A 12,276-nucleotide genomic window follows, 5' to 3' on the forward strand; every position below is an offset into this window, starting at 1 on the left:
CATTCATAATTCACACAAAAATTTATTTCCACTCTGCTATTGTCTCCACAGGAAGACGTACGGATTGGTATCCTGCACCATCTGCTTTTCCAATGGAAATGAGCATGACCGGAACATAGCGCTCTTTATCCATACCGAAAGCTTCAGCAATCTGATCTTTTTCAAACCCTCCGATTGGACAAGTATCATATCCATGGGCACGAGCTGTTAGCATGAACTGCATCGATACGAGTCCGCCGTCAATTAGCACGGTTTCTTTGTTTACTTCTGGAGACAGATTTGCATAGTAGTTTGTTAATGCTGCCATCTGTTTTTCTTTTACTTCGGTTGGCATATATCCTAATTCTACCGCTTTGTTATAGATCGCTTCCCCATTTTCAAAGCTATTCAGATCCCCGAATACTGCAATCATTGCTGAAGAAGTTTCAACTTGCAGCTGGTTAAAACGAGCGAGAGGTGCTAATGTTGCCTTGCCCTCTTCACTTTCAATGACTAGAAAACGCCATGGCTGCATATTGACAGATGATGGTGCACGAGTAGCATCTTCAATCATTTCTGCCATTACTTCTTTGCTTATTTTTACGGACGAATCATATTTGCGAATAGAGCGGCGTCCTACCAGTATTTGTTGAAAATCATTGTTCCTTGTTGTGTTAGACATGATGTGATCTACTCCTTGCTCATATAAATGTAAATCATTTGATTAATCAACAATTGACTGGTCAACGATTGATATGTCAAACAATATATATCAGGTCTAACATTAAGTCAAGTGAAATTCTATAGATAAACTCAGACGAATGCTTACTGTCCGCCTTGAAGTATGAGGTTATGTATCCTATAATTGACGCATCAATGATTGATTAATCATCTATAGAGGTGGGAAAACAATGCAAGTGTCTCATCAGGAAATGAAACAAATATTTCTTATGTTCAAGAATATAGAAAGACATGTCACCCAGCACTTTGAGAAACGATTAGGCATTAGCTTAACGAGATATGAAATCTTGTACAAATTACTTGAAATGGGCTTGCTTTCTCAAATCGGTTTGCAACAAGAGATGAAGATTGATCAAGCTGCAATTACAAGACATTTAAAAATACTTGAGGGAAAAGGCTTTGTTACCCGCAATCGCAATGAGCAGAATAATCGTGAAGTGATTGTTCAGATTACGGAGGCAGGCAAGGACATTTTAAGGAACTGTGATGTAGATAAAAACCAATTTATCGCTGAATTGTTTGGCGGGTTTTCAGAGCAAGAGGTAAAGCAGCTGCAGATTTTAGTGAAAAAGCTTGATCATAACGTAGAAAAATTAATATAAGTCATGACATTTTTGCTTTTGATGGCGGGAGCCGCCGTAAACACGATCCTATGTGTGTTTGTAGGTGGCGTCGTTTTTGTAGGCTTTGTCTTTTACCTAGTCGGGTTGGCTCCAACGAAATCCTCGCAACAAAGGTTCTCACCGGACAAAATCAAGTTTACATTATCGGTCTTTTTTACCTTGTCCATTTTATTTTTGTATGCGATCATTACCTATTGGAACGTACGAACGGGAGGTATGTTAGCTTTCGAGCGCCCAGATTCGACCGATGCTTACGTGATGCAAGCCAAGAAGCTGGCTCTTTGGGGCACGGTACAGAGTGCCTATGCGCCCATTGCTTTTTTGTGGCTACTGCCGCGGGTCATTGGAGAGGTGAAATTAGATAAAAAGCATATATGGATCATTTCAGCTGGATCTCTCTTGACGATTGCAGGTGGTGGTACTGCATGGCTGACGTCGGTATAAAATGAAATACAATCTATTAAATTCATGGAGGCAGCGATGAACCAAGTACATATGGATCAATTGAATCAATGGCATGAAGATGATGAACACCAGCGAATTGTGGACACACTGTTAGCCATACCCGAGAACGAACGGGATTATGAAACGATTAGTCGACTGGCCAGAGCTTATAATAACTTGGAACTCTATGAAGAAGCGCTTCAACATTTTGATAGCATAGCTGAATCGGGACAGCGCGATCCATTCTGGCACTATCGGGTAGGATTTGCGCTCTTTCATCTAAAGCGCTATGAGGAAGCAGTTCAGGCATTTCGTACCGCTGATCAATTACAGCCTGGTGATGAGGATGTCGAATACTTAATGGAATTAAGTCTTCAAAAAGCAGAAAAACAGCAAAGACAAGAACGACGAATTGCAGCCAAGAAAGAAGCAGCCTTAAAAGCGAGTGGATCTGAAGTAGTAGAGCCTTTTTCAGATATATCTCTTGATGATTTTTGGGAAGACAGCGAGTATGCGAGAGAAGAATATCAGTCCGAGCCGCCTACGGATGAGCTGATTGCCTCAATCGAGGAGGAATTGGGATATAAGCTCCCCTCCTCTTATATTGCACTTATGCAACACCGCAATGGTGGAGTTCCGATGAACACCCGCTTCCCTACAGAGGACGCTACTTCTTGGGCTGAGGATCATATCGCAATCACAGGAATTCTGGGTATTGGCCGTGAGAAGAGCTATTCGCTCTGCGGGGATCTCGGCAGTCAGTTCATGATTGAGGATTGGGGTTACCCAGACATTGGCGTCGTGATTTGTGATTGTCCATCAGCAGGCCATGATGTGGTCATGCTGGACTACCGAGCCTGCGGTAGAGATGGCGAACCTGAAGTAATTCATGTCGATCAGGAGCAAGATTATGAAATTACGTTCCTAGCCGATAATTTCGAAGAGTTTATTAGAGGTCTGGTGAACGAAGAGGAATATGATACTTCTGAGGAAGATAAGCTAGAAGATCTTCATAGGGTAGCTCATGGCAAATTCTCTCCGTTGCTGGAGGAGCTATGCTCGAACGTAGTTGAAGTCGACCAGATCGAACCGAAAATCCGTCGTATCTGTACATGCATTGTTGAAGAGAAGGGCCATTTTTCCTTTCATGCGGATGAACGTTCGTATTTGATGTATGATTTGCAGTTTTGGTTATATACAAAGTCATATCCAGAGACCAGCCGCGAGCAGTACCTAGGTATCTATGAGAAAATGATCGCCTTCGGCGGTGAGTTCGGGCAAGGCGGTTACGGCCCATCCTTTATTACCGATTGGCTGGATCGCCGCAAGAAAGAAGGACGGATTGTGCAGGTTAATGGACACCTTCGGTTTACTGAGCAATCGATTGAGGAACTAGTTCAGCAGCTGCAAGAAGCCTAACAAGACCGAGCAAGCATCAAGCAACCAATCAGAAGAGCCCACGTTCGGACGAGGGCTCTTCTTCTTTTTTAGTAATGGGAGATTCGCTATACAGCGGGAACAAGAACATTTCCTTCTGGCAGAAAAAAATAAAGGACTTATTTCAATTCAAAAGCATCGTCAAAAAACGATTTGAAATTAGGATACAAAAATCTCATCGACGCTTTCAGTTGATCACGCCCTGTCTTTTCTTCATCAAAATCAAATAATATTTCATGGTCAATCTCATAGATTGCATAGTGCTCCTCATCCGGACCAGTAAGATCCATGCATAATATGTGACCATACTCGGAATCCCAGGCGAATGGAAGGTAACCCCACTTGCACAGTAGTGGATTATACATATCTTGAATGCGGCGTAACGGCTCATCGACCGGTTGTGCTGGCACGATGTCGAAATAGTGATGATAGGTTGAAATGAATGCTTGATACCATTCCGGAAAGTCCAGCCCGAATTCTTTTTCCAGCGCACAAATGGCGCCATCAGTAACGGTAGAAGGAACTAATCTCCATATCGACCACTCCTCATTAGAGTCAGTTGCCTTCATTTCACCCGGAACATCTGGTTCCATCCATCTACCAAATCCATCCTCCGTTACTTGGTCATATCGGCGATAATAAGCTTCAAACCCTTTTTTGATGTAGTCCCGTTTATCCAATGCATAGCTTCCTCTCATTAAGTATGTATTCCCAACTGCTCTACGTAGTATCGATGTGCGATTTCCGCGATTTTATCCGGGTCCTCCCAAAATCGATTATCCAACTTATCAAGTCTCTCTATCTCTTCCTCAGTAAGGAACTGAGGAATATCCCAGAGTTCTGTAAGGCGCTTGTCTTCTGACAAACGTTCGATACAGGCATATCCGGATTGTATGATGTCGAGTGCATGAATCGCTCCAATCGCTTGTAACGCTCGAATTGCATGGAGATATGCCACTTCTCCCCAATTGCAGAAAAACTGAATAAACCCGCCGTTATATAAGTCAACTTCCAACAGCCACAAGGAAGTGATCTCTTGTTCCTCTGGAGTCAAGGCATCCCAGCCTGAATCATTTTTCTTATCCACAAAGGAAGAGGCAAAATCGAACCAAATGTCGCAGATATCCGTCTTCTCCATTTTGTTTCCCCCTTTAATGTATAGACCTTATAGATCAGAACATCATTTATACGCTTCATTTATACATGGGACGTCGCTGCTCACCTGATCATTTATTAGGTTAATATTTAATAGAATTAACAGTTCGAGAGAGTCAATAGCTGCTCCAGTCTTTCTTTTAGCGGCGACTCTGCTTTTCGTGCCGCTCCCTCCAGCTTCTTCACGCTTCCAAAGATTCGGCACACGACCATCTCACATTGGTAATTCTCTTTGTCTTGCAATGCCTCGATAAGCGCCTCGGCAAGCTCAGGACGGTCGATAGTCAGATTTTTGACCTTCGTCCCCTCGTCAATGCCTCCCAGCAACATGGATACGATTACCGGCATATGCTCTGCCTTGACGCCATGCGCCTCGATAAATGCCTGCGGATAGCCGTCCTGCACCATTTGATGCTCCGTATCCACCATGCCCATATAACGGGATACCAATGGGAAATAATCCTCACTGTACAAGCCGAGGCCTAGTACGGCATAAGTGCCCGGCATAGCCGATTTCTCGCTTGGCTCCACATCGCTGTACCATGCGAACTCCTCCATTGCCGTCTCCGCATATTCTGCAACCTTGGGGAACAATGCCGGATAGCTGAGTGCATTGGCAAAAAATCGATGCAGCTTGGATTTCGCCAGCTTTTTATACGGAAGCACATGCTTTTGGCTGCTTTTCAGCTTAAGGTTATATTCTTTAGGGAAATCCCGCCGCAACAGATCAATGATATAATCGAGCGCTTCACCGTAAGCTGCCTCCTCTTCTGAGAGAATGCGGATGTCGATCGTCTTCGTCACGTCATTGTTGTGAGCTTCTACTTTCTCTCCCCGATAGGTGCTCTCAAATTTACCGCTGCCTATTTTTAAATAATCTGCTGCCCGCTTTGAACCCAATTGCGCCGCAAGTCCCAGATATTTCAGCCGATTATCCGGATCAGTGAAGCCAATCTGTACGGCTGTATAAATAAAGAACTCCAATTCTCCAGCATCCACGGAAGAAGGAATTGCTTCCTCCTTCAACACCCATTCGTTTCGATAATAACCGGTTTGGTTAAAATGCTGCGGTAAAAAGTGATCTTCCGCCCAACGTTTGAAGGTATAAGTATATCGGCTGATCCATTCTTTTTTGCGTTCCTGGTTCTCCTTCAGCTTGTTATTGAGTAGTCGGATCAATGGCTCGATCTCATCTACTTCCTGCTTCATTAAATCAGGATTGACCAAATGTTTGGCAAAAAAGAAATAGTCATCCTTGGCTGGTTGCGCCAGTGGATCAGATAAAACCTTTGTTTGAATAAATTGCTCTAGAGTCTTTTTCAGTTGATCTAACTTTGGCTCATTGATGAACTGTTGGTTACGCGATAACTTTGAATTTTCCCATTCAAAATCCAATACAACCTCAAACTTGTAATCAAAGAAACGTGCACCCAACTCCTCAGAGAGGAACAGTCGCTCTACTCGCTCGCACAAGGCAGGAAAGAACTCCTCAATGAGCAACTCATTGGTCAACTCTGTTATGTAGGCGCCAGCTTCCACTTTATACGAGCTGTCGCTCCAAGATAATGGCTCGTAGATATCGATATGGATGCTTCCATTTGCCCATGTAAACTTGCCTTTTCTCCACGCTACTTTCAGATAATTGTAGACCCCAGCCTGTAAACTTCTTTTATCCTTAAACTCGCTTATCCTTTTGCTTTCTTTTGCGTAAATCGATGTGACTTCCTCCCACACATCATTCAGAAAAGCTTCTACAGCGTGATTCAACGGTGTCTCCTCCTGATTAAAAAGTGATTATGCTTTCAGCATTTATGAATCAGCTCTGCTGATATAATGTAGCCGTCATCCTATCCTCTGTACAAATAAACATATAGAAAATGCCTTCACCATACTTATCGAAATCAGCCCAGTCCAGCTGACCGATAAACCGCATTCTTTGGGCGCAGCAAGGACAATGTGGGAAGTCGGCATCCTGCACCCAACTTGGATGACCTCCGATTTGCGAATCTTGCTGTGTTAATGTCCAAGTCGCAGCATAGTACGGAGAGTGCGGCTCGGATGATAGAGTAAGCTTAATTTCTTCAACAGCAACGTTGCTGTCCTCGTCATCCCAATTAGGCAAATAATCGGGCTTCTGATTAAACCGGCTCCAGACCGGTTCTCCCTGTTGATCGAGCTCCATGTAAATCGTGCTGAAACCTCCACAGTGTTCGCATGTTGCCACTTGCAGGCGTTCCATCGGCAGGCCGAGATACGCCAAGGATGGATGAGTGGTGTCCGCGTCCATCAAGATAGTGAGCTTCCTCTTGCACCATGGACAATTGGAATTGCTCGACTTTAGGAAGTGCGCAGCAGACGTTTCTGCTACTGAAAGTATCGGCTGTTCCTCCGTTAACCGAATCGCATAGCATCGCTCACTGATCAAATCTCGTTTTTTTTCGTTCGATGCAAGCTCCCAGCCCCCCTCTAGAGCATACACGTCGGGATTGACGAATAACTGTCCCGCCCATTTCGGCGGATGCAGCCGCCATTCCTCAAATTGTCTCACAACCTCAGCGTCACCGATCCAGCTCAGTATGATCAGAATATGATTGCGGTTGTCGTCGTCCCATTCTACTTGCTGGAGGAATCGCTCCCGGATTTCAGGCGGCGCATCCTTGAATAAGATCGAGGGATAATACATGTCACGCTCTATAAGCTTGGGCAGAACTTTTGAAATATCATCATTCCGGTAACATACGAGAGATAGTAGAATTTGTTCCGCTTCATCCTCATTCCCTGCATCCAGTAGCTCCACCGCAAACTTCAGCATTTGCTCCGCCTCAGCAGCCGTCAAGGATACATAGATGTGTTCCTTGCTATGCGGGTAATCGACATATTGAATTAGCGGGCTATACGTTCTTTGTGCATGCATAACCTTCAAAATGTCTACTAGGTTCGTTAAGCCTTCATATAAATTCACCGTTTTACGATGCTGCTCAATATACGCTTGCTGTTCCTGACGTACCTGTTCCTGTTGGCAGGGCATGCAGATACCGCCTGTTTTAGCCGCCGTAGCCGGCAGGATCGTCGAGCTGCAGCCTTCCGTTTTGCATGGAATGCGTTCTGCCATAGTTGAGTACCCTCCACATGTTGTTCTATTATTCATCGATCTCGAACCGATTCATTTCGGAAACTGCCCTTGAAGATAGGAATTCCAGAGTCTACTAACAAATGCATTGGCGAGCTTGCTATCGAAAGCCTTAGCAATAAGACCGAGGTCGTCAGACACATAACTAGCCAGCTCGGAATTTTGCGTGAGCCGAAACGTTTGCTTGAACGCATATTCTCTAATATCTCGAATTGTCGCACTTTCAGTGGGGTCTTTCTTATGTATGGTTTCGTAGCTGGAGTTCCATGCCGCATCGAATGCAGTTGATTCTCTAGCGTCTAGTTGTGCGTCCCAGTCCCCTTCTTTTTCAAAAACACGTTCGAAGAAACCGTCAGCACGAATCATAGTTAAGATTTCATTTGGTGTTATCAAAGCACTCTCGCCTCTTTCATCTCTATTTGTCTCTCGTTCAACGCATCAGCATACAACTTCTTACGAGCCGATGAGCAATTTGTGCTCTGAGAAGATTGCGGAATATCCGAGCCTATACAGCTCGAAATAAGGTGCGAATGGGTCGCCCTTAAGTCCGTAGCGGTGCCACTGCAAATAATAAGAGATCCAATAATCGCAGGCCATCGAGTAATAGGCTTCATCCAGAATTTCAATCGGTGCATCGTAATCCTTGTGTGCACTGATAACTTCAAACAGCGCATCATAAACATCAGAATCGTGTGATTGGCGGATCTTGTTTATTTTCCCATGCGGCAGGATTTGAATTTCTTTGATTCCAGAAAGGTATGACGCTGCATCTGCCGCACCCTCAATTTGTTCAAACTCTTGAAGCAGCTCCTTCAGCCCTTTAATAAGCTGCTCGCCATGTCCTCTCAGCACCTCTTCAGGTACAGCTGCAACTTTACTGTTAAAATAGCCTGGCACCGTGTCTCCGCCAAAATCCGCGGGATCGAGGACGTCATACATCGGTACAATCCGCTGTAAATAGGCGTCTCCATCTTTCAGCGGTGCAAAGGTAGCCTCCACCCCTTCACCGCTTGGCATATACATTTGAAAATATCCATACAGCTCGTTATCTTCAATGACTGCATCATCGGATTCTACTTCTTCATCCATAAGCTGAAGTAAATATCTCGCGTATGACTGTTTATCCATCTGTACATTTCCCTTCTCGCTAATCCATAGTAACAATCCCGTCATTTTCATGCAAAATACAAATAAATATCAGGAGATCGGAGTCCTATGTTCCTTTGATAGATCAAGTAGAAGGAAGGGACTCCATTCCTGATTATGGATAGTATACGGGGTAAGGAAGATAGCAATCAACCTTACAGCCCACTAGTATTTAGGGAACGATACATTAGTCCTACTTGTTTGCGTCTTTGTTCCTTGTAAATATTGTTGCAGCCATTAGATCAAAAGACACATTCCCTTCTATTTATAAAATGAATGTGCAACAAACACTTGACCTTAGGTCAGACCTAAGGTGTATCGTTGAGATATTCCAAGTTTCCCCCCTAGGAGTGGACGTGATGAAAAGTGAAATTACAATTAGTGAATTAGCGAAGCTGATGAATGTATCCGTTCATCAAATCCGGTACTTTGAAGAGAAAGGCGTACTTCAACCGAGCTACACAGATAACAACCAGTATCGCATGTACGATATGGAGCAAGTATACCAGCTGGCGCAAATTCTGCTGCTTCGCAAGTTGGAGGTGCCTGTCTCATCCATTAAGGAATGCATGACCTCTTATTCTGGAGCCCAATACCGACAGCTGCTTCAATCCTCCCTACGAGATATAGAAGCGGAATTACAGCGTCTTAGGGATCTCCAACAGTTCATTCAAAAAGTGCTGCACGAACAGCAGAACATAATGAACTCGAATAGCACCTATCAAGTCAAGCGGCGAGAACCTAGGCATTTCACACGGTGGATTGAGATGTATCCCCAGACAAAGCTTACGGCCAAACAATTGGTAGAGCATCAGAAACATATTCCGGACTTATTCGAGATGGATATCCACTACATCGATGATGGTTCAAGTCTGAGCACCTTGTGTCTGGAAACGCAAGCACCTGGCGATTTTTCTGTGCCGGAGGGAGATTACCTGTCGATGCAGTGCGCCATTCAAGAAGTCGATGAGCTTGATCAAGTTGTAGAACAGTTCTATGAATATGCTGCTGCGCAATTTTATGTTGTATGGGGACCTTTGATCGTTATTGAGAAATCGTATTTGTCTCTGTTCAGCAACAACCAGCTTCACTACGAGCTGCAAATGTTAATAGAGCCAACTGCCAATTCTGAAGGAGGCAATGATCATGACTGCGGGACAAATCACGATTGAACCGATGCAGGTCAAGTATAATGCCAAAGTCGGACGTTTGCTCGTCCACGGGTTTCGCGGGAAATTCCAGCACCTTACGAACTTGAGTGAGGAGAATCTTGCTCTTTTTTTCGAGAAAATGCTGGATTCCTTTCCTGCTGAACAGGCAAGCTTGAGGGTTGTCGCGGTGCAAGCGGGAGAAGTGATCGGTACTTTATCGATCAAATGGAGTGCGAATGCAGAAGTTCAACAGGCAACGAGCAATCTTCCTTCGTGGAAGGATTATCCTTTCATTGGAAAATGGGCATTTCTTAAACTGGTGATCGGATTGTCCCTACTAGAGCATAAGCCGTTAGCTGAGGAATGTTATATTGCTGACGTGGCTGTCCACCCCGATCATCGAAGCAAGGGAATTGGAAGATTGCTGTTGGAATGGGCGCAGCAGTTTGCGCTAGCAGAACCAAGCCTGAGCATACTAAGCTTGCATGTCGCAGGTACGAATCCACGGGCAAAACAGCTGTATGAGCAGTTATCCTTCTCTACCCAAATACAAGAATATAGTATTCTGCGTCACTTCTTCTTCAATGAAGGAACATGGCTTTATATGACCCGAAAATTGAAGACATAGAGAGATTCACACAAGGAGAATAGTAGATGAAAAAGAAACTAGCGATATCCTTAATCATGATTGTTCTGATTTTTGGCGGTGCTGGACTGTATATTTTGAATCAACACGACTATGACATGGATGAACAGGCTGTTGAAATCCAGACGCCTCAAGGCAAATTAACAGGCAGCTTCGTACTGCCTAAGAACTACACAAACAAGCTTGGACTTGTGTTGTTCATTCATGGGGACGGCCCTATTAACGCTACGCACGAGGACGGCTATAAGCCGCTATGGGAACGGCTGGCTTCCCTTGGGTATGCTTCTTTGTCTCTTAATAAAAGAGGCATTAACGGTTCAGAAGGAAATTGGGAGCATCAAAGTATAGATGACCGTGTGGAAGAAGCCCGTCAGGCGATTGCCTGGGCCATAGAGCAGCCGATGATCGACGGTAAGCAGATTGGGGTATGGGGAGCGAGTCAAGCGGGCTGGGTTATTCCGAAGCTTGCCAAGCAGGAACAGCTCGCGTTTAGCCTTCTTCTATCCCCTGCAATCAACTGGATTAGTCAAGGTGAATACAATACACGCAGTGAAATGCTGGCTGATGGAAAATCGGAAGCAGAGATTCAAGACAAACTGGCCTATAACCGACAAGTACGACAGCTGTTAGAGAAACATGCCTCCTATGAAGAGTATGTCAAAATCGCACGTAAAAACAGCTTGATGTCGAGAGACAGATGGATATTCGCCGGCAAAAATTTGATGTCGGATGCCACACAAGATCTTCGCAACTTCAACTCGCCTGTACTGCTGATTCTAGGTGAAGAGGATATAAATGTTGATGTGAAAAATACGGAGCGAGTCTACCGAGACATCGTTAAGCCTGAATTATTGACCGTTGCTGTCTTCCCTGATGCTGATCATTCGATGCTCGGCAAGCAGACGGTGAACTCGAATCTACGAGCAACGTTCCTTAGTCTGTTCGCCCCTAGACAAATAACAATACCGGGTTATATGGATGCGATCGAAAAGTTTCTGAGGAAGCTTCCTAAATAACATCATACCCAGATATAGATAGATGGGTCGGGGTTATCCCCGACCCTAAGGGCCTATTGGTTTTTATTGACCTTGCGAACGGTTCATTCTTTTCTGCACTTTTGTCCAATCCAAGCTTGCGTCATATGAATATCCTGCATGGGAACAGAGAAATCGTGCTCATGGGGGTGTCCATTTATGCCTTTCTTAGGGCAAACTGTCGTTGCAAGCAATGCAAATACTTATGTAGCACCTGATCAACTCACAGCGATAAATTTAGCTGTAACAGGAGCCGCTGGTAACAGGGCTACCGTCATTTCTCAATATCCAGTTTGGCCAAACATTACCAAGTATAGTAATGATACTAGTGGATTTGGAACTCCCGAATATATTTGGGATTCAACAACCACAGATAACCAGGTAAGGGCATTTGCTGCCTTTAGTGGTGGGGTTGGTAGTGAAGTAAGTTCAGTATCGCTTGACGTTAGTCTTACTGTATTTGCAGATAATGCTCATGTTGCACGTCTCGATGTCTACGATCTCTCAGGCCAGAATCCCGCTTTTATCACAACACTCACTCCTCCCGTATTGACTGACGGCAGTATGGATGCCAACACAGGATTGGTTGAAATTCTACCTTATAATTGGCAGAACATTCGCATTTATAACATATCCAGTAATCCGCTGCCAGCAGGAGGAATATACGGGATTCTCGCTTCGTTCACTGTCGTGAACTACTTGGGTCCTAATCCGCCTGTCACGCCTGGTAACCCAGCCGGTCTTATGTTCTACGCCAATATCAATTTTTTCAATTAGATATGTTTGTGTA

At 44.5% G+C, this 12,276-nt stretch carries 14 protein-coding genes; 7 read left to right on the forward strand and 7 right to left on the reverse strand.

The features are described 5' to 3' along the window. Positions 1 to 22: 22 nt before the first annotated feature. A complete protein-coding gene (locus BLS15_RS16835) occupies positions 23 to 661 on the reverse strand; it encodes a nitroreductase family protein (RefSeq protein WP_021255681.1) in 639 nt (212 codons plus the stop codon). A gap of 229 nt (positions 662 to 890) precedes the next feature. Between BLS15_RS16835 and BLS15_RS16840 the strand changes: the two genes are divergently transcribed. The 3 genes from BLS15_RS16840 to BLS15_RS16850 are packed head-to-tail and all read left to right on the forward strand — an operon-like array spanning position 891 to position 3,206. Then, a complete protein-coding gene (locus tag BLS15_RS16840) occupies positions 891 to 1,322 on the forward strand; it encodes a MarR family winged helix-turn-helix transcriptional regulator (protein ID WP_090512832.1) in 432 nt (143 codons plus the stop codon). A gap of 18 nt (positions 1,323 to 1,340) precedes the next feature. After that, the gene (locus BLS15_RS28650) at positions 1,341 to 1,787 is read left to right on the forward strand and encodes a hypothetical protein (RefSeq protein WP_139170682.1); all 447 of its coding nucleotides are present in this window, start codon (positions 1,341 to 1,343) and stop codon (positions 1,785 to 1,787) included. A 36-nt stretch (positions 1,788 to 1,823) separates the two neighbouring features. Beyond that, positions 1,824 to 3,206, forward strand: a complete 1,383-nt coding sequence (locus tag BLS15_RS16850; protein WP_090512838.1) for an SMI1/KNR4 family protein — start codon at positions 1,824 to 1,826, stop codon at positions 3,204 to 3,206. A gap of 137 nt (positions 3,207 to 3,343) precedes the next feature. Here BLS15_RS16850 and BLS15_RS16855 read toward each other — a convergent pair whose 3' ends face one another. The 6 genes from BLS15_RS16855 to BLS15_RS16880 form a co-directional block, all read right to left on the reverse strand. Next, positions 3,344 to 3,904: an SMI1/KNR4 family protein gene (locus tag BLS15_RS16855; protein WP_028532825.1), complete on the reverse strand. Its 561-nt coding sequence runs from the start codon at positions 3,902 to 3,904 to the stop codon at positions 3,344 to 3,346. A 17-nt stretch (positions 3,905 to 3,921) separates the two neighbouring features. Next, complete coding sequence (locus tag BLS15_RS16860; protein ID WP_021262872.1) at positions 3,922 to 4,362, reverse strand: DMP19 family protein; 441 nt, start codon at positions 4,360 to 4,362, stop codon at positions 3,922 to 3,924. Between the two features lie 116 nt (positions 4,363 to 4,478). Continuing rightward, a complete protein-coding gene (locus BLS15_RS16865) occupies positions 4,479 to 6,146 on the reverse strand; it encodes a DUF6138 family protein (RefSeq protein ID WP_028532824.1) in 1,668 nt (555 codons plus the stop codon). A gap of 49 nt (positions 6,147 to 6,195) precedes the next feature. Beyond that, on the reverse strand, positions 6,196 to 7,491 hold the full coding sequence (locus BLS15_RS16870; protein WP_028532823.1) for a hypothetical protein: 1,296 nt from the start codon (positions 7,489 to 7,491) through the stop codon (positions 6,196 to 6,198). 51 nt (positions 7,492 to 7,542) lie between these two features. Further along, positions 7,543 to 7,902 (reverse strand): hypothetical protein, encoded by a 360-nt coding sequence (locus BLS15_RS16875; protein ID WP_021255673.1) that lies wholly within the window; start codon positions 7,900 to 7,902, stop codon positions 7,543 to 7,545. A 60-nt stretch (positions 7,903 to 7,962) separates the two neighbouring features. Further along, entirely contained in the window at positions 7,963 to 8,637 is a 675-nt protein-coding gene (locus tag BLS15_RS16880; RefSeq protein WP_021255672.1) for a hypothetical protein, read from the reverse strand. Between the two features lie 377 nt (positions 8,638 to 9,014). On the opposite strand from BLS15_RS16880, the gene BLS15_RS16885 reads away from it, so the two are divergent. The 4 genes from BLS15_RS16885 to BLS15_RS16900 all read left to right on the forward strand — a co-directional run bounded on the left by BLS15_RS16885 (position 9,015) and on the right by BLS15_RS16900 (position 12,263). Continuing rightward, positions 9,015 to 9,827, forward strand: a complete 813-nt coding sequence (locus BLS15_RS16885) for a helix-turn-helix domain-containing protein (RefSeq protein WP_021255671.1) — start codon at positions 9,015 to 9,017, stop codon at positions 9,825 to 9,827. Next, positions 9,802 to 10,434: a GNAT family N-acetyltransferase gene (locus BLS15_RS16890; RefSeq protein ID WP_021255670.1), complete on the forward strand. Its 633-nt coding sequence runs from the start codon at positions 9,802 to 9,804 to the stop codon at positions 10,432 to 10,434. The genes BLS15_RS16885 and BLS15_RS16890 overlap by 26 nt, the downstream gene beginning before the upstream one ends. A gap of 26 nt (positions 10,435 to 10,460) precedes the next feature. Next, positions 10,461 to 11,468: an alpha/beta hydrolase family protein gene (locus BLS15_RS16895; protein ID WP_021255669.1), complete on the forward strand. Its 1,008-nt coding sequence runs from the start codon at positions 10,461 to 10,463 to the stop codon at positions 11,466 to 11,468. 177 nt (positions 11,469 to 11,645) lie between these two features. Continuing rightward, positions 11,646 to 12,263, forward strand: coding sequence for a hypothetical protein (locus BLS15_RS16900; protein ID WP_021255668.1), 618 nt, complete (start codon positions 11,646 to 11,648; stop codon positions 12,261 to 12,263). Positions 12,264 to 12,276 lie beyond the last annotated feature (13 nt).

Source organism: Paenibacillus sp. cl6col (assembly GCF_900102125.1).
Taxonomy (GTDB): Bacteria; Bacillota; Bacilli; order Paenibacillales; family Paenibacillaceae; genus Paenibacillus_B; species Paenibacillus_B suaedae.

Coding starts and splice junctions, on each gene's coding strand:
- BLS15_RS16840 (WP_090512832.1), top strand. CDS start 891: ATGCAAGTGTCTCATCAGGAAATGAAACAAATATTTCTTATGTTCAAG.
- BLS15_RS16895 (WP_021255669.1), top strand. CDS start 10,461: ATGAAAAAGAAACTAGCGATATCCTTAATCATGATTGTTCTGATTTTT.
- BLS15_RS16880 (WP_021255672.1), bottom strand. CDS start 8,637: ATGGATAAACAGTCATACGCGAGATATTTACTTCAGCTTATGGATGAA.
- BLS15_RS16870 (WP_028532823.1), bottom strand. CDS start 7,491: ATGGCAGAACGCATTCCATGCAAAACGGAAGGCTGCAGCTCGACGATC.
- BLS15_RS16890 (WP_021255670.1), top strand. CDS start 9,802: ATGACTGCGGGACAAATCACGATTGAACCGATGCAGGTCAAGTATAAT.
- BLS15_RS16885 (WP_021255671.1), top strand. CDS start 9,015: ATGAAAAGTGAAATTACAATTAGTGAATTAGCGAAGCTGATGAATGTA.
- BLS15_RS16900 (WP_021255668.1), top strand. CDS start 11,646: ATGCCTTTCTTAGGGCAAACTGTCGTTGCAAGCAATGCAAATACTTAT.
- BLS15_RS16835 (WP_021255681.1), bottom strand. CDS start 661: ATGTCTAACACAACAAGGAACAATGATTTTCAACAAATACTGGTAGGA.
- BLS15_RS16850 (WP_090512838.1), top strand. CDS start 1,824: ATGAACCAAGTACATATGGATCAATTGAATCAATGGCATGAAGATGAT.
- BLS15_RS16860 (WP_021262872.1), bottom strand. CDS start 4,362: ATGGAGAAGACGGATATCTGCGACATTTGGTTCGATTTTGCCTCTTCC.